This window comes from Candidatus Aalborgicola defluviihabitans (assembly GCF_016705985.1).
GTDB classification, from domain to species: Bacteria; Pseudomonadota; Gammaproteobacteria; order Burkholderiales; family Burkholderiaceae_C; genus Allorhodoferax; species Allorhodoferax defluviihabitans.
In genome coordinates, this window is record NZ_JADJKN010000008.1 from 192,381 (window position 1) to 210,056 (window position 17,676).

The 17,676-nt window shown below is 57.8% G+C and carries 13 protein-coding genes and 1 pseudogene; 4 read left to right on the forward strand and 10 right to left on the reverse strand.

Annotation, left to right across the window (positions count from 1 at the left end):
* Window positions 1-18 precede the first annotated feature (18 nt).
* Together IPI80_RS11295 and uvrB are read right to left on the reverse strand one after the other, a co-directional pair.
* Entirely contained in the window at window positions 19-555 is a 537-nt protein-coding gene (locus IPI80_RS11295) for a Fe-S cluster assembly transcription factor (RefSeq protein WP_413860085.1), read from the reverse strand.
* Window positions 556-670: 115 nt separating this feature from the next.
* Window positions 671-2,797, reverse strand: a complete 2,127-nt coding sequence (gene uvrB / locus IPI80_RS11300; protein WP_413860413.1) for an excinuclease ABC subunit UvrB — start codon at window positions 2,795-2,797, stop codon at window positions 671-673.
* Between the two features lie 1,186 nt (window positions 2,798-3,983).
* On the opposite strand from uvrB, the gene ybgC reads away from it, so the two are divergent.
* The 4 genes from ybgC (at window position 3,984) to rsxB (ending at window position 7,872) form a co-directional block, all read left to right on the forward strand.
* On the forward strand, window positions 3,984-4,445 hold the full coding sequence (ybgC, locus tag IPI80_RS11305; RefSeq protein ID WP_413860087.1) for a tol-pal system-associated acyl-CoA thioesterase: 462 nt from the start codon (window positions 3,984-3,986) through the stop codon (window positions 4,443-4,445).
* 79 nt (window positions 4,446-4,524) lie between these two features.
* The gene (locus IPI80_RS11310) at window positions 4,525-5,721 is read left to right on the forward strand and encodes an amino acid aminotransferase (protein WP_413860089.1); all 1,197 of its coding nucleotides are present in this window, start codon (window positions 4,525-4,527) and stop codon (window positions 5,719-5,721) included.
* A gap of 130 nt (window positions 5,722-5,851) precedes the next feature.
* Window positions 5,852-7,195 (forward strand): polyhydroxyalkanoate depolymerase, encoded by a 1,344-nt coding sequence (locus IPI80_RS11315; protein WP_413860091.1) that lies wholly within the window; start codon window positions 5,852-5,854, stop codon window positions 7,193-7,195.
* Window positions 7,192-7,872 (forward strand): electron transport complex subunit RsxB, encoded by a 681-nt coding sequence (gene rsxB, locus IPI80_RS11320; RefSeq protein ID WP_413860093.1) that lies wholly within the window; start codon window positions 7,192-7,194, stop codon window positions 7,870-7,872. Before IPI80_RS11315 ends, rsxB begins: the two co-directional genes overlap by 4 nt.
* A 45-nt stretch (window positions 7,873-7,917) precedes the next feature.
* On the opposite strand, the gene IPI80_RS11325 is transcribed toward rsxB, so the two are convergent.
* The 8 genes and pseudogenes from IPI80_RS11325 to IPI80_RS11360 all read right to left on the reverse strand — a co-directional run bounded on the left by IPI80_RS11325 (window position 7,918) and on the right by IPI80_RS11360 (window position 17,672).
* Complete coding sequence (locus tag IPI80_RS11325; protein ID WP_413860095.1) at window positions 7,918-8,358, reverse strand: cyclic nucleotide-binding/CBS domain-containing protein; 441 nt, start codon at window positions 8,356-8,358, stop codon at window positions 7,918-7,920.
* 39 nt (window positions 8,359-8,397) lie between these two features.
* Window positions 8,398-9,453: a 2-oxoacid:ferredoxin oxidoreductase subunit beta gene (locus tag IPI80_RS11330; RefSeq protein WP_413860097.1), complete on the reverse strand. Its 1,056-nt coding sequence runs from the start codon at window positions 9,451-9,453 to the stop codon at window positions 8,398-8,400.
* Window positions 9,450-11,296, reverse strand: a pseudogene (locus IPI80_RS11335) (2-oxoacid:acceptor oxidoreductase subunit alpha). Before IPI80_RS11335 ends, IPI80_RS11330 begins: the two are co-directional and overlap by 4 nt.
* Window positions 11,293-13,119, reverse strand: coding sequence for an FAD-dependent oxidoreductase (locus tag IPI80_RS11340; protein ID WP_413860099.1), 1,827 nt, complete (start codon window positions 13,117-13,119; stop codon window positions 11,293-11,295). Before IPI80_RS11340 ends, IPI80_RS11335 begins: the two are co-directional and overlap by 4 nt.
* 155 nt (window positions 13,120-13,274) lie before the next feature.
* Window positions 13,275-14,768 (reverse strand): cyclic nucleotide-binding domain-containing protein, encoded by a 1,494-nt coding sequence (locus tag IPI80_RS11345; RefSeq protein ID WP_413860101.1) that lies wholly within the window; start codon window positions 14,766-14,768, stop codon window positions 13,275-13,277.
* A 67-nt stretch (window positions 14,769-14,835) separates the two neighbouring features.
* Window positions 14,836-15,324, reverse strand: coding sequence for a VOC family protein (locus tag IPI80_RS11350; RefSeq protein WP_413860103.1), 489 nt, complete (start codon window positions 15,322-15,324; stop codon window positions 14,836-14,838).
* On the reverse strand, window positions 15,325-17,373 hold the full coding sequence (locus IPI80_RS11355; protein ID WP_413860105.1) for an acetyl-CoA carboxylase biotin carboxylase subunit: 2,049 nt from the start codon (window positions 17,371-17,373) through the stop codon (window positions 15,325-15,327).
* A 2-nt stretch (window positions 17,374-17,375) separates the two neighbouring features.
* Window positions 17,376-17,672, reverse strand: a complete 297-nt coding sequence (locus IPI80_RS11360; protein ID WP_413860107.1) for a helix-hairpin-helix domain-containing protein — start codon at window positions 17,670-17,672, stop codon at window positions 17,376-17,378.
* Window positions 17,673-17,676 lie beyond the last annotated feature (4 nt).

The following is a 17,676-nucleotide window of genomic DNA, read 5'->3' on the forward strand; positions in this document are numbered from 1 at the left end:
GGGGTGTGTTCCAGCTAATCAGGTCTTGGAGAGCATGCTGCCCAGGGCAAAAACCGAATTGGGCGCGTTGATGCGGATCGTCTTGCTCTGGGGCATGGCAGAAATAGCGCGTTTGACGCTGGGCTTGTCTTCCACCTGCAGGCCCTTGGCCAACTGGTCGTCCACCAGCTTTTGCAGCGTGACCGAATCCAGAAACTCCACCATGCGCACATTAAGCGATGCCCACAAATCGTGGGTCATGCAACGCTCGCCCTCACCCAGGCAGTTTTCCTTGCCACCGCAGTGGGTGGCGTCAATGGGTTCGTCCACCGACACAATAATGTCGGCCACGGTAATATCGGAGGCCTTGCGGGCCAAGGTGTAACCGCCGCCGGGGCCGCGGGTGGATTCCACCAGCTCATGCCGGCGCAGCTTGCCAAACAGCTGCTCCAGATACGACAGAGAGATTTGCTGGCGCTGGCTGATAGCGGCTAAAGTGACCGGGCCGCCGCTTTGGCGCAGCCCCAGGTCAATCATCGCGGTGACTGCAAAACGGCCTTTGGTTGTGAGACGCATCGTTAACTCCTTGAGTCGTGCCGGGTTGGCTTACTGTGCCAAGTATAGCAAATGTCCTAGTATTTTGCTCGGGTACTCAGGTTATTTTGTTAGTCTCTGCTCACTTAGTGATCCTTTAGAGAGAAACGATGTTGTCACTACCCGGCGCACCAAAGGCCTGCTCTTTTAAAACACTCAACTGGTCCCGCACCCGCGCCGCCTTCTCGAACTCCAGATTTCGGGCGTGTTCCATCATCAGCTTTTCCAGGCGCTTGATCTCGCGAGAGATATCCTTCTCGCTCATATCCTCCACTTGCGCCCGCTGCATGGCGTCGCGTTCCAGGCGTTCGGCTTCCTTGCCCGCCTTCTCGCTGTAAACACCGTCAATCAGGTCCCGCACCTTTTTCACAATCGCACGCGGGGTAATGCCCTGCTCCAGGTTGAAAGCGATCTGCTTATGCCGTCGGCGTTCGGTCTCACCCATGGCGCGTGCCATAGAGTCTGTCACCCGGTCGGCATACAGAATGGCTTTGCCTTCCAGGTTGCGGGCGGCACGGCCAATGGTCTGAATCAGGGAGCGCTCGGATCGCAAAAAACCCTCTTTGTCGGCATCCAGAATGGCCACCAAGGACACCTCGGGAATGTCCAGGCCTTCGCGCAACAGGTTGATACCCACCAGCACATCAAACACGCCCAAACGCAGGTCGCGCAAGATTTCGACCCGCTCCACGGTGTCAATATCGCTGTGCAAATAGCGCACCTTGACGCCGTTGTCGCTCAAATAGTCAGTCAACTGCTCGGCCATGCGCTTGGTCAGCGTGGTGATCAGCACCCGCTCGCTCTTTTCTACCCGGATGCGGATTTCTTGCAGCACGTCGTCCACCTGGTGGGTGGCGGGGCGCACTTCTACTTCTGGGTCCACCAAGCCCGTGGGGCGCACCACCTGCTCCACCACCTGGCCCGCGTGTTCCTTTTCGTAAACAGAAGGCGTGGCGGACACAAAAATTGCCTGGCGCATGCGTTGCTCAAACTCCGCAAACTTCAGCGGTCGGTTGTCCAGCGCGCTGGGCAGGCGAAAGCCGTATTCCACCAACGTGGTCTTGCGCGAACGGTCGCCCAAATACATGGCGCCAAACTGGCCGATGGTGACGTGGCTTTCGTCGATGAACATCACCGAGTCTTTGGGCATGTAGTCGGTCAGCGTGGATGGCGGATCGCCCGGCGCACTGCCCGCCAGGTGGCGGCTGTAGTTTTCAATGCCCTTGCAGTGGCCCACTTCGCTGAGCATCTCCAAGTCGAAGCGTGTGCGCTGTTCCAGGCGCTGGGCTTCCACCAATTTGCCTTCGGACACAAAGAACTTTAGTCTCTCCGCCAGTTCGACCTTAATGGTTTCAACCGCCTGAAGCACTTGTTCGCGGGGTGTCACATAGTGGCTGCCGGGGTAAACCGTAAAGCGTGGAATCTTCTGGCGGATGCGCCCGGTGAGTGGGTCAAACAGTTGCAGCGATTCAATCTCGTCATCAAACATCTCCAGGCGCAGCGCCATCTCAGAGTGTTCGGCCGGAAAGATGTCGATGGTGTCGCCTCGCACGCGGAAGGTGCCGCGGCTGAAATCCATGTCATTGCGCTGGTACTGCATACGCACCAGTTGCGCGATGGCGTCGCGCTGGTTGAGCTTGTCGCCGCTGCGCAGGGTCATCACCATCTTGTGGTACGCCTCAGGCTGGCCGATACCGTAAATGGCCGACACCGTGGCCACGATGACCACATCGCGCCGCTCCAAAATGCTCTTGGTGCAGCTCAAGCGCATTTGCTCAATGTGCTCGTTGATGGCGCTGTCTTTTTCAATGAACAAGTCGCGCTGCGGCACATAGGCCTCGGGCTGGTAGTAGTCGTAGTAGCTGACAAAATACTCCACCGCGTTGTTGGGGAAAAATTCGCGGAACTCGCTGTACAACTGCGCGGCCAGCGTCTTGTTGTGCGCAAACACAATCGCCGGGCGGCCCAGGCGCGCGATCACATTGGCCATGGTGAAAGTCTTGCCCGAACCGGTTACGCCCAGCAGGGTCTGGAAGACCTCACCGTCGTTGACGCCTGCCACCAGTTGGTCAATCGCCTCTGGCTGGTCGCCCGCTGGGGGATAAGGCTGGTACAACTCAAAGGGCGAATTGGGGTAGCGGATGAACTGGCCGGCGGGCGCTGGCGCAGCATCAGCGCCCTTGGGTGTGCGGTCTGGGGCAGCGATGGGGGTCGGAGCTGGCATGGGGCGGTTCGGCAAATGGGCAAAGATGGGACTGTAGTCCATGCCGTGGATTTGCGTTGATTGGGGTCAGTGTGGTCGGCATTGTGGTGCGCGCACGCTGGGCAAGCGGTGCGGGCTGACCGACCCTGCTGCGTGGGCCCTGCGGGCTGCTTTGCGGTGCTCGGGTCGGCACTCATCCGCCCGTCCCTGCGCTCCTCAGCCACGCACAAGGGATCGCCCAGCCCGCTCCGCTGGCCCGGCTGGAGAAATTGGTTACAGTGGGTGGGAGTCAACCGCCTGATTTCAATACCACTGGGTTTTTTGCTATTTTAATGGGAGCGAACTATGTATATTCGACGAGGGCTAGGTGCCAGTTTCGTAGGGGAATCTTCCAGACTATCGCGTAGAGCGCTGCGGTCTACATTGCATTGGGCCTCACGCAAATGCTGACACTCATAGCCATTGTTCTCTTTCCTGGGGCTTGTGTCCTTGGCGTTCAAAAGGGCTACCAGACCGTCGTTCCCTTGATGATCGGCGTAGCTCTCATCGCATTGGGGTTCTACGTTCTCCCCACGCAGAACGACGGCATGCCAGACGTCTACTATCGAAAGTAGCATCAGCAAAAGGAAAAAAATGAATTGGCCATTCAAACGCACATCGGACCCGGAGGACTTTTCGTCACTCTTGCCTTCTGGCCCAGGCTCATTCAAGGACAAGCTAATTGCCGAGTGCCAACGAAAAGGTGTTTCGGTGTACGTAAGCGACCCGTCCGAGGCTAGGTCTGGTCCCTACGCCCTGCTTCGAGCAGTGGCGTCCGAAGTGGAGTTGCAAAGTCGTCTCAACGCGTGCCTGTCGCTTAAAAGGGCAATGTGGGCAAACAGAATCGCTTGGCTGGCGCTCGTAATAGGAGTTGCAGCGCTAATTGCTGCAATCGTTAAGTGAAGCCCAACAGTTCATTCAAAAGTTAATCCAAAAGCATGAGGCATCGCTCCGAGCCACCCTTGGGCGGTGCCGAGCAGCGCAGCGGCGGGCGGATCAGGGCTGGCGTTGTTTGAGGCGCAGCCGAGTTTAGCCAGACCCCGCCCGGCGCGAGCAGCGCAGGGAGTCGCGCCAGCGACCAACGCCGTAGGGTGGCTCGGAGCGATGCCTCATGCGCACCCACCCACCCAGCCAAACAGTTAGCACCCCATCTGCAACAATATTGCACATGAGCCCTACCGCCCTGCCCTCTGCCGAAAACGTGTTCACCTGGCCCGTCCGTGTGTATTGGGAAGACACTGATGCAGGTGGCATTGTTTTCTATGCCAATTACCTGAAGTATTTTGAGCGTGCCCGCACCGAATGGTTGCGTGCCTTGGGAATCGCCCAAAGTGCATTGCAACAGACGCAGGGCTGCATCTTTGTGGTGAGTGATGTGCAGCTCAAATACCTGCGTTCTGCCCGGCTGGATGATCAGTTGCTGGTTACCGCCCAGCCCTTGGAAATGGGGCGATCCTCATTTACGCTGCGGCAAGAAGCCAGTCTATTGACTGCCGACAATCCAGATGCCAATGCTGCCCCGGTTCTTTGCCGCGCAACTGTGCGCATTGGCTGCGTGAACAGTCAGACCCACAAGCCAACCCGAATCCCGGGCACGGTGCTGGATGTACTGAACGCTTCAGCCCGGTAAAATCTCGCACGATGCGCGGGCATCGCTGTCCGCTCCAGACCAACCCATCTGACTTTTTGACCACTCCAAGAGGAATTTCATGTCCCTATTTTCTGCCGTAGAAATGGCCCCCCGTGACCCGATTCTGGGTTTGAACGAGCAATACAACGCCGACACCAACCCCGCCAAAGTCAACCTGGGCGTGGGCGTGTACTACGACGACAACGGAAAACTGCCCTTGCTGGCCTGTGTGCAAGCCGCAGAGAAAGCCATGATGGACAAACCCACCCCCCGTGGCTACCTACCCATCGACGGTATTGCGGCCTACGATGCGGGCGTTAAGGCCCTGGTGTTCGGTGCCGACAGCGAACCCGTCACCTCCGGACGCGTTGCCACGGTGCAGGCAGTAGGCGGAACCGGCGGCTTGAAAATTGGCGCCGATTTTCTGAAAAAACTCAGCCCCAACGCGACGGTGCTGATCAGCGACCCTAGCTGGGAAAACCACCGCGCCCTGTTTACCAACGCCGGCTTCGCGGTGGAGTCCTATCCCTATTACGATGCGGCCAAACGCGGCGTAAACTTCGACGCCATGCTGGCCGCCCTGAACGCTGCCGCTGCCGGCACCATCGTGGTTTTGCATGCTTGCTGCCATAACCCCACCGGTTACGACATTACCCCCGCCCAGTGGGACCAGGTGATTACCGCCTGCAAAACCCGTAATCTGACCCCATTTTTGGATATGGCATACCAGGGTTTTGGCTACGGCCTGGCCGAGGATGGCGCAGTGATTGCAAAATTTGTGGCCGCTGGTCTGACTTTCTTTGTCTCCACTTCATTCAGCAAGAGTTTTAGCCTATACGGCGAGCGCGTGGGTGCCCTCTCAGTACTGTGTACCGACAAAGAAGAAGCCAGCCGCGTGCTCTCACAACTGAAGATTGTCATCCGCACCAACTACTCCAACCCACCCACCCACGGCGGCGCCGTGGTGGCAGCCGTGCTGTCCAACCCCGAGTGGCGTGCCCTGTGGGAAAAAGAGCTGGGCGAAATGCGGGTGCGCATCAAGGCCATGCGCCAAAAACTGGTGGATGGCCTGAAGGCGGCTGGAGTCAAGCAGGACATGTCCTTCATTACCAGTCAAATCGGCATGTTCAGCTACTCGGGCCTCTCCAAAGACCAGATGGTGCGCCTGCGCAATGAATTTGGTGTTTACGGCACCGACACTGGCCGCATGTGCGTGGCCGCGCTCAACAGCAAGAACATTGACTACGTTTGTGCATCGATTGCCAAAGTGGTTTAGGTCACCTGACAAAATCCTGACATCTTGAGAATAGGGTTGTGGAAAACCACAACCCAAGAAAGCCGTAAAACTGTTATATTGCACTGCAACATATTGTTGCTACGCAACGTTTTCAAAAGCGAGACCTCTCATGCTGTACCAGTTCTACGAAACCCAACGTTCTTTGATGGAGCCGTTTGCAGACCTGGCCCAAACGGCTTCCAAGGTGTTTGCCAACCCCAAGACCCTGGCCGGTCAGAATCCTTTTGCACAGCGCATCTCCGCCGGCTACGACTTGATTCACCGCCTGGGTAAGGACTATGTCAAACCCGAGTTCGGTCTGCGCACAATCGATGTCGATGGCGTGGAACTGGCTATCCACGAACGGGTGGAACTGAACAAGCCCTTCTGCGAGTTGCGCCGCTTCAAGCGGTACACCGACGACCAGGCAACGCTGGAAAAAATCAAGGACCAGCCCGCCGTTCTGATCGTGGCGCCTTTGTCTGGTCACTACGCAACTTTGCTGCGCGACACCGTCAAGGCCATGCTGCGCGACCACAAGGTCTACATCACCGACTGGAAGAATGCCCGCATGGTTCCTCTGTCGGAAGGTGAATTCCATCTGGACGATTACGTCAACTATGTGCAGGAATTCATTCGCCATTTGCAAGGGAAGTACGGCAACTGCCACGTGATGAGCGTGTGCCAGCCCACCGTTCCCGTGTTGGCCGCCGTATCCGTGATGGCCAGTCGTGGCGAATTGACGCCGCTGTCCATGACTATGATGGGTGGTCCCATTGACGCACGCAAGTCGCCCACTGGGGTCAACAACCTGGCCGTGAACAAAAGCCACAACTGGTTTGAGAACAATGTGATCTACCGTGTGCCAAGTGGTTTTCCTGGAACCGGTCGCCGTGTGTACCCCGGTTTCCTCCAGTACACCGGCTTCGTGGCCATGAACCCAAACAACCACGCAACAAGCCACTACGACTATTTCAAAGATCTGATCAAGGGTGACGGCGCCAGCACTGAGGCACACCGCAAGTTCTACAACGAGTACAACGCCGTTCTGGACATGGACGCCGACTACTACCTGGAAACCATCCGGGTGGTGTTCCAGGACTTCAGCCTGGTTAACGGCACTTGGCATATTCGCTCCGAAAATGGCAAGCTGGAGCATGTCCGTCCACAGGACATTAAGACCACCGCCCTGCTGTCGGTGGAAGGCGAACTTGACGATATCTCTGGTTCCGGCCAAACGCAGGCTGTGCATGATATTTGCACCGGCGTTTCAGCCGCACACAAACACCACTACGAGGTTAAAGGAGCCGGTCACTACGGCATTTTTTCCGGCAAGCGCTGGCGCGAAATGGTGTACCCGCAGGTGAAGGCCTTTATTCTGCAGAATCAACCAAATAGCGCGAAAGCCCTCGTAAAAACTACGCAAGTAGCTCCTAAAAAAGTAGCAACAAAGCGCATAGCAGCCAAGAAGTGAGCACTCCGGCGTCCAACGCTTTCGCGGACTTGGCGTCGCGCATCCTGGACGCCCTGCCCCAGACGCAGTGCACGCGCTGCGGCTATCCGGATTGCGCGGGTTACGCACAAGCATTGGCCACCGGCGACGCTGAAATCAACCAATGCCCTCCTGGTGGACAAGCCGGTGTGGTGCGTCTGTCACAGATAACCGGGCGGCCCGAAATACCGATCAACCCGGAATTTGGCGAAGAGGGGCCACGTACCCTCGTCCACATCGATGAAGACTGGTGCATCGGTTGCACCCTGTGCCTGGATGCCTGCCCAACCGACGCCATTGTGGGTGCCAACAAGCGCATGCACACGGTGATCGAGCCGTATTGCACGGGCTGCGAACTGTGCCTGCCGGTCTGCCCGGTGGATTGCATCAAGATTGAGAACGCCAGCGGCAGCGCAACCGGATGGTCGGCATGGTCCCGTGAACAGGCAGAACTGGCCCGCCAACGCTATGCCCGCAGCACCCTGCGCCGGGCACGCGACAAACAGGAAAACGACGACAAGCAAGCAGCACTGGCCCAGATTAAGCTATCAGACTTGATGGCACATTCCCGCATCACGGATCCGCAAATACTGGATCGCAAGCGCAATATCATCGAAGCCGCCATGGCCCGCGCACGCGCCAAACGCGCTGGCGACTAAACCGCCGCCAAAGATGAGGCTACCGTCTTGTCCACGAACAGCCCATCAGCCCAGAGCGTCATTCACTTGCTCATGAAACTCAGCCAGGCTGACAGCATTGCCAATTTCACGTGGCAGCGCGTCTCGAACTGAAAAAACGCCCAGTATCTTGGTACCAGCGCCAACAATGGGCAAGTGCCGGAAACCGCGCTCGATCATGATGAGCACTGCATCCGACACCAAAATTTCAGGGCCCACGCAATGGGGATTGCGTGTCATGATCTCCGACACGCCGGTCGTCTGCGGGTCCAGCGCTTTGGCCAGCACGCGGGTCATCAGGTCACGCTCTGTCACGATACCCAGCAAAGTGCCGGGCGTATCCATGATCAGGACGCTGCCGCAATTAGCACGCGTCATGACGCAGGCCGCGTCCCACACACTGGCGTTTGGCCCCAGGCTGACAACATGCCGTTGGGACATGGATTGGAAAACAGTGCGTTCAGACATGATCACCACTCCTTGCAAAAAACATCTACTCTGTGCGCTTTAACGCAGTGCGGCATTGATCTTGTCCAACGCCTTGGCACCTGGGCTGAGTTCGGCTGGGCCCAACGTGTTCAGCGGTCGATGGGTGGTATTAAGTGCAAGGTGCAAATCTGTTGCCATCGGGTCCACATACAGCAAACCTGTCACTATTTCGCCGCGTTGCTGGTGCTCTTGCATGTAGCTCATGGCTTTGAAACGATCGGTGGGGTCATATTCCGGGTGCAGCTTGCGCAGGCGCAAAAGGGAGCCGTCGTGCTGTTGCACTTCCACCACCTCACCCGGCTCGTAGGCGGTGGTGATCTCACTGTGCATGTCCATAAAATCGATGCGGCTCACCGCCTCATTGTGCTGGCGCACATAGTCGTAGCTCTTGGTGCTTCCACCATGGTTATTGAAGGTCACGCAGGGGCTGATCACATCAATAAATGCGGCGCCGCCATGCGACATGGCACCTTTGATGAGCGGCACCAGTTGTGCTTTGTCACCCGAAAAACTACGCGCCACATAGGTCGCCCCCAATTGCAAGGCCAGGCCCACCAAGTCCACTGGGCTGTCGCTGTTGATGACACCCTTCTTGCTCTTGGAGCCACGGTCGGCAGTGGCAGAGAACTGCCCTTTGGTCAGACCGTAGACGCCGTTGTTCTCCACGATGTAGGCCATGTTCACGCCACGACGCATGGCATTGGCAAACTGGCCCAATCCAATGGACGCCGAGTCCCCGTCGCCCGAAACGCCCAGGTACAGCAGATCGCGATTGGCCAGGTTGGCGCCGGTCAACACTGATGGCATGCGCCCATGCACAGTGTTGAAACCATGCGAGGCACCCAGAAAGTAGTCGGGCGTCTTGGAACTGCAGCCAATGCCAGACAGCTTGGCCACCCGGTGGGGTTCAATGTCCAGCTCCCAACACGCCTGGATGATGGCCGCCGAGATGGAATCGTGCCCGCAGCCGGCGCACAAGGTCGAGATTCGCCCCTCGTAGTCACGCCGGGTGTAACCAACCTTGTTTTTGGTTAGCGTGGGATGGTGCAAATGGGGCTTTGCAATATAGGTCATACCATCTCCTTGCTACCGAAAGCCGGCACAGATTGGGCCACCGTTTCGACATTTTTGCGAATGGCATTGGCAATAAAGCGCGCAGTGATGGGCGTGCCATCGTAATGCAGCACCCGCACCAGCCGCGCGGGGTCCACATCCAGTTCATTGATTAGCAGGTACCGCATCTGTCCGTCGCGGTTTTGCTCCGCAACAAACACCCGCTCATGCTCGGCAATAAAGCGGTTGACCGATTCGGGAAACGGAAACGCCTGTAGCCGCAGGGCGTCCAGGTGGATGCCCTCTTCTTCCAGCACATCCAGGGCCTCGCGCATGGCCGGACTGGTGGAGCCGAAATAGATCACGCCAAAAGGTGTATTCTGCGCGGCGTTGCGCAAAATGGGCTGCGGCACCAGATCGGCCGCCGTCTTGAACTTGCGGTTAAGCCGTTCCATGTTGTAAATGTAGTCCGGGCCCCGCTCCGAGTACTGTGCATACGGATTGCGCGTAGTACCCCGAGTAAAGAACGCACCCTTGGACGGGTGGGTTCCCGGCAGGGTGCGCCAGGGTATGCCATCACCATCAACATCCTTGTAGCGGCCAAAGTCTTTTCCGGCTTCCAGTTCGGCTGCGGTCATGACCTTGCCTGTGTCGAAAGCCTTGCCTTCGTCCCAAACAAAGGGCTTGCACAGCCGCTGGTTCATGCCAATGTCCAGATCGGTCATCACAAAGATGGGCGTCTGAAGTCGGTCGGCCAAATCCAGCGCCGCCGCAGAATGGGTGAAGCATTCATGGGGTCTTGCGGCATCAGCATCACGTGCTTGGTATCCCCGTGGGACGCATAGGCACAGGACAAAATATCGGCCTGCTGCGTGCGGGTGGGCATTCCGGTGGAAGGGCCACCGCGCTGCACGTTGATGATGGTGACCGGTATCTCGGCAAAATAGGCCAGCCCAATGAACTCGGTCATCAACGACACACCAGGGCCCGACGTGGCGGTAAAGGCACGTGCACCATTCCAGCCCGCACCCACTACCATGCCGATAGAGGCCAGCTCGTCTTCCGCCTGCACGATGGCGTAGTTGTGGCGGCCAGTCCCCTCGTCAATGCGGTACTTGTCGCAATACTTCTGAAATGCCTCTGGAATGGACGATGACGGTGTAATCGGGTACCACGCTGCCACCGTGGCGCCACCAAACAGACAACCCAGGGCGGCGGCGCTGTTGCCATCGGTAAAAATCTGGTCGCCCACTTTGTCAGAACGGCGAACGCGCAGGCCCAGTGGGTATTGCAGATGTTGTTTCACATAGTCACGCCCCAAATGCAGGGCCTGGATATTGGAATCCAGCAAACGCTCTTTGCCCTTGTACTGTTCGGCAAACAAGGTCTCGAACACGTCCGCATCCACATCCAGCAACGCCGACAAGGCGCCCACATAAATGATGTTCTTGAACAACTGGCGCTGGCGCGGGTCGGTGTAGGTTGCGTTGGCAATTTCTGTCAGTGGAATTGCAATGGTCTGCACGTCTTCCCGGAACTTGTTGGGCGGCATGGGGCGCGTGCTGTCGTAAAACAGGTAACCACCTGGCTCAATCTCGGCAATGTCAGCATCCCAAGTCTGGGGGTTCATGGCGACCATCATGTCCACACCACCGCGACGACCGTGATAACCCTTTTCGCACACACGGGCTTCGTACCAGGTTGGCATACCCTGGATGTTGCTGGGGAAGATGTTGCGTGGACTCACTGGCACGCCCATGCGCATGACGGCTTTGGCAAACAGTTCGTTAGCCGAGGCCGACCCCGAACCGTTGACGTTGGCAAACTTGATAACGAAATCGTTGATGGATTCCAGCCGTTTCATGCGAGCTCCTTTAGCGGTACCTTGCTGTCGCGACAGCCAGGCCCCGCCTGCATGGTGTTCAATAAAAACTTCTGCATGTCCCAGGCCCCAGTGGGGCAACGCTCGGCACAAAGGCCGCAATGCAGGCATACATCCTCGTCCTTGACCATGACGCGACCGGTCTTGAGCTCAGCCGACACATACAGATCCTGGTCCGTATTCGTGGCGGGTGCCTTGAGCCGGGTGCGCAACTCGGCCTCGTCGCCGTTGGCGGTGAAGGTGATGCAATCCATGGGACAAATGTCTACGCAGGCATCGCACTCAATACAGGTGTCTCGGTTAAACACCGTCTGCACATCGCAGTTCAGGCAGCGGCTGGCTTCCTTGAACGCCGTGGCGGCGTCAAAGCCCAACTCTACTTCTACCCGGATATTGGCCAGCGCCGTTTCTGCCGCAGCCCATGGCACCTTGAAACGCGTGTCGTTGGACACATCGTTGTGATAGCTCCATTCGTGGATGCCCATCTTCTGCGACATGAGCTTAGTGAGTGGTTCCGGGCGCACCGTGACTGACTCGCCGTGGAGGAACCGGTCGATGGACACAGCGGCCTCATGGCCCTGGGCCACTGCAGTGATGATGTTCTTGGGGCCGAAGGACGCGTCACCACCAAAGAACACGTTGGGTACAGTGGACTGAAATGTGGCGTCACCCAGTATGGGAAGGCCCCATTTGTCAAACGCGACACCACAATCCTGCTCAATCCACGGGAAAGCATTTTCCTGCCCCACCGCCACCAACACCTCATCGCACTCAAAAAACACATCCGGCTCACCCGTGGGAACGAGGCTGCGCCGCCCCTTGGCGTCGTACTCCGCACGCACAATCTCAAAGGTCATGCCCTGTAGCCTGCCGTTTTGGTGCTGCACGCTCTTGGGCACGTGGTAGTTGATGATGGGAATACCCTCATGGATGGCATCTTCGCGCTCCCAGGGAGAGGCCTTCATCTCCTCAAAGCCGCTGCGCACGATGACCTTCACATCCTTACCACCCAGACGTCGCGCCGAACGGCAGCAGTCCATAGCCGTGTTGCCACCACCCAGAACAATCACGCGGGGAGCTACTGTGGTGATGTGGCCAAAAGATACGGATGCCAACCAGTCAATACCCACATGGATATGGGCGGCGGCTTCCTTGCGTCCGGGAACATCCAGTTCACGACCACGTGGCGCACCGCTACCGACAAAAATGGCATCAAAGCCCTGTCCCATCAGGTCCTTAAGCGAATCGATCCGCTGCCCACTGCGGAAATCAATCCCCATGTCGAGGATGTAACCCGTCTCTTCATCAATAACTGACTCTGGCAGACGAAAACGCGGAATTTGGGAGCGCATGAAACCGCCTGCCTTGGCCTCAGCGTCAAACACGGTGATGGAATAGCCCAACGGCGCCAGATCTCGCGCCACGGTCAGTGCAGCCGGACCAGCCCCAACACAGGCAATACGTTTGCCATTCTTGGGGCCAATGGACGGCATGCGTGCCTTGACGTCTTCCTTGTTGTCGGCTGCGACGCGCTTCAGACGACAAATGGCAACTGGTTCGGGCTTCTCGCCATTGTTCTCCTCCACCCGACCGCGCCGACAGGCTGGCTCGCACGGCCTGTCGCACGTTCTGCCCAGGACTCCAGGAAAGACGTTGGATACCCAGTTGATCATGTAGGCATCGCCGTAGCGACCCTGCCCGATCAGGCGGATGTATTCGGGTACGGGGGTATGGGCCGGGCAGGCCCATTGGCAATCGACGACCTTGTGAAAGTACGCCGGATGAGAGGTATTGACGGGTTGCAAAGTCTGTCTCCTTGGCCTGCGCGGCTTGGAAAACAGCCACGCTGGTGTGTGCCAGTCTACGGCGGCATACGCCTGAAAAAGTACGGGTAATCCCTTATGTCAGAAGGCATTTGTTGTTTTGATGATCGGCATCAAAAAAAACCAACTTGGCACCATCAGGTAGAAAAGAAATTGCGTATGCGACTGAGCAAATCGCCGGGCACAACAGCCTGCCCCGAACGCGTCAACAAAGCGCTGCGCTGCGCGTTACGGGCTTCCACAATGGCGGTCATTTCCGTAGCCACTTCAGGGCGCTGTTGCAGGATTTTGGCAAAGCCTTCCTTGTCCAGCCGATAGCAGTCCACCGACGTAACCGCCACCACCGTGGCGCTGCGCGCCTCTCCAGTGAGCATGCCCATTTCGCCAAAAATGGCGCCATCCCGCAAAGTAGCCACCAGCAGGCGGCCATCTGGCGAATCGACCAGCACCTTGGCTTCACCCTGAATAATGAGATACAGCCAATGCGCCACGGCACCCTGACGGGTGATGATGTCGCCCGCAGCAAATGGTGCGTGGATCAGGTGCCCGGCCAGCGTGCGCTGCTCTGGTTCCGAAAAGTTGGCGAACAATTCTGTCCGCCGAATGGCTGCCAGGCGGCGATCAAACTCCTGACGCCCCTGCGCATCCCGCCAACTCTCGTTCTCTTTGATCATCAGATGCTCTTCTTGTGGCACCCCAGCTCGAATACCAGCGCGCGCCAAGGACGCCAGAGCATGCACACGCACTGCGGAATCCCCCGGATCATCATGTCGGGGATGGCCCAGCCAATACCGCAAGATATACCGGTTGTAGCCGGATGCCACATCAAACAGAATGGCATTGGGCGGTGGGTCGGTCAACACGTGGGGTATTTCCGAATCCAGCACCGCACGTTCCAGTGCACGGATTACTGCGTCTGGATCGGCGCTGGGATCAATATTGAACTGCACACCACGTCGCCAAGCAAAGGGCGCATCCAATCCGGCGCGCAACACGGTGAAGCGGTTTTTCATCAACCACCCATTGGGCACGAAGACCAGTTCACGGTTACGGGTCTCGATAATGGTGTAGCGCCAGTGCACATCCGTCACAAGCCCGCTCGTGTCGTCCACCCGGACCCAGTCTCCCACCCGCAAAGAATTGTCCAATTGCAGGGTGACCCCACCCAGCACATTGCCCAGCGTGTCCTGCATGGAAAATGCCAGTACCGCAGTGATCACGGCCGACGTGGCAAACAACTGCGAGGTATCCACCCCCCCCAAGCGCAACCACAGAATGCCCCAAGCCACCGCCAGAATCAAGACAGTCAGATCAAGCGCAATACGGGGAGCATTCACGCCGAGTGCTGGAAGGACACCGCGAAAAATGATGGTCGACAACAGATGAATAGCGGCCAGTCCCCACAAAACAACCGCAAGACCCATGACGGTTGTCGCAAACATAGGGTAGCTCTGAAACCGCGCTACGCCAGCCAAGGCTACAACCACCAAAGCGACCAGCAACCAAGTCACACGCAAAGCCCGTCGCTCGCTCGGACGAATCAGCCGAAACAGCATTGCTGTCAGGGCCAAGCCCGCGAGCGCCCACCACAACTCCGGTTGTCGCGTCACTGCCACCTCAATAACTGTCATGCTCATATCCCAGGAAATCTAACCTGAGTATCTACGCAAAAAGGTGGTCGTAAAGGGGTTCTATGGTTTAGCGACTCTGCCCAGGGTGCGCGAGCTGCGAAAACGCCTTGACCACTTCGGGTGGCGCCTGCACCAATTCAATGAGTACGCCTTCACCCGCGATGGGAAACTGATCGTTGCTTTTGGGGTGCAGGAAGCAGATGTCGAACCCCGCAGCCCCCTGGCGAATTCCACCTGGAGCAAAACGCACGCCCTGCGCCGTCAACCATTCCACCGCAGTTGCCAAATCGTCAATCCACAACCCCACGTGGTTCAGCGGCGTGGTGTGCACGGCAGGTTTTTGCTCAAGATCCAGTGGTTGCATCAGGTCCACTTCCACCTTGAAAACACCGGCGCCTATAACGCAGATGTCCTCATCCACGTTTTCACGCTCACTCTTGTAAGTACCGGTAACTTCCAGGCCGAGCATATCGACCCAGAGTTTTTTAAGTCGCTCTTTGTCCGGCCCACCAATTGCAATTTGCTGAATACCCAGCACTTGAAAAGGACGCTTCATTTAGACGAACTCCACAATCGGTTGATCCACGGTCAGCGACTCACCTTTGGCTGCCAGCACCTTGCCAACTACGCCATCCGCTGCCGCGAAGAGTACATTCTCCATCTTCATGGCTTCGATCACTGCAACCCGCTCACCAGCCTGCACCTTCTGGCCGGGCACTACCGCCACATCAACCAGCAATCCGGGCATCGGCGAGAGCACATAACGGCTCATGTCCGGCGGCGCCTTGTGGGGCATCAAGGCGTGCAACTCAGCCATGCGCGGCGACACTACCAGGGTATCAATACGTGTGCCATTGTGCTGCAGACGCAGAGCCAGCGGATTCTTGGGTGTACCACGTTCTACCTGGGCAGTGAACAGCTGGCCGTTGACGGTACCGGTAATGGCCACGTCGTTGATGCGCGAGTTACTGCGAATTTCGTAGCTGGCTGCGCCCACCCGGACGCGGGCCGAACCGGTTTCACCCACAAACTCGTCCACATGCACCGGGGTGTAGGCGTTGTTGCCGCCTTGGGCCAGTGTGACCACCACATAGTCTTGACCGACGCGCACGCCATAGCCGGGCAACTGGCCACTCAGGGTGGCAGCACGCTCGCGCGACTTGCGCCGCACAAAAGCCGCCAGCGCGACCAGAAAACTCGGATCTTCGTGCGGCACGTCTTCTGCCGCGAAGCCTTTGCCGTACTGCTCGGCGATGAAGCCGGTGTTGAAGTCACCCGACACAAAGCGCGGATGCGCCAGCAAGGCCGCCTGGAACGGGATGTTGCTGCTGATGCCGCGAATCACAAACCCGTTCAGCGCCTCACGCATCTTGGCAATCGCATCGTTGCGGTCGGCTCCGTGCACGATGAGCTTGGCAATCATCGAGTCATAGAACATTGGAATCTCGCCGCCGTCTTGCACGCCGGTATCCACCCGCACGCCAAACCAGTCTGTCGTATTGGCCTGGAACATGGTCTGCTCCGGCGGAGCAAAGCGCACCAGGCGACCGGTGGAGGGAAGGAAATTGCGGAAAGGGTCTTCGGCATTGATGCGGCACTCAATGGCCCAGCCATTGCGTTTGACTTCAGCCTGGGTGAGTGGCAGCTTTTCGCCAGCGGCTACGCGAATCATCAACTCCACTAGGTCCAAGCCGGTGATGCACTCGGTCACAGGGTGCTCAACCTGCAGGCGGGTATTCATCTCCAAAAAGTAAAAGCTCTGGTCCTTGCCGACCACGAACTCCACCGTTCCCGCACTTTGGTACTTCACGGCCTTGGCCAGGGCCACGGCCTGCTCGCCCATGGCTTTGCGGGTGGCGTCGCTGATGAAGGGCGATGGCGCCTCTTCAATCACCTTCTGGTGGCGGCGCTGGATGGAGCATTCGCGCTCATTCAGATAGATCACATTGCCATGGCTGTCGCCGATCAGCTGAATCTCGATGTGACGTGGCTCTTCAACAAACTTCTCAATAAACACGCGGTCATCGCCAAAGCTGTTGCGCGCCTCATTCTTGCAACTGGTAAAGCCTTCAAAGGCTTCCTTGTCGTTGAAGGCCACGCGCAGACCCTTGCCACCGCCACCGGCGCTGGCCTTGATCATCACGGGGTAGCCAATGCCTTTGGCAATCTCAACCGCGCGCTCGGGCGTGTCAATGGCATCATTGACACCGGGGATGCAATTAACACCCGCAGCACCCGCCAGCTTCTTGGACTCAATCTTGTCGCCCATGGCGCCCACCGAGTAGTGCTTAGGGCCGATGAAGATGATGCCCTCTTCTTCCACGCGCTTGGAGAACTCAGCGTTCTCACTCAAAAACCCGTAGCCGGGGTGCACAGCCTGTGCACCGGTCTGCTTGCAGGCGGCAATGATCTTGTCAGCCACCAGATAGCTCTCGCGGCTGGCGGCCGGGCCAATGTGCACGGCTTCGTCAGCCATCATCACGTGGCGGGCATCCTTATCGGCGTCGGAATACACAGCCACGGTTTTGATGCCCATCTTGCGGGCAGTGGCGATGACGCGGCAGGCAATTTCGCCACGGTTGGCAATGAGGATTTTGGTAAACATATTTATCTCCAATTCAATGTTTTCAGCATCGCTTTGCGTTGCTCTGTGAAGTCCCACCAGGGCCGCTTGGGGCCACCGTTCATAAATTCTTTGGCTGCCAGAAAAGTGTCCAGTACACAGGGGTCATGCCGCTGGCCCATGGGCGTGCGCAGCGCGTCATACGTCGCTACTGGGTCCATGGATTTGACGGCTTCAGGTGAGTCAATGCCCAGACCCATCAGGTCTTGCGCAATTGACACACCAATATTTGGAATATCGGTGAGCTTGCGCACCTGGACTGCTGTGTCGGCTTTGGACATGGTG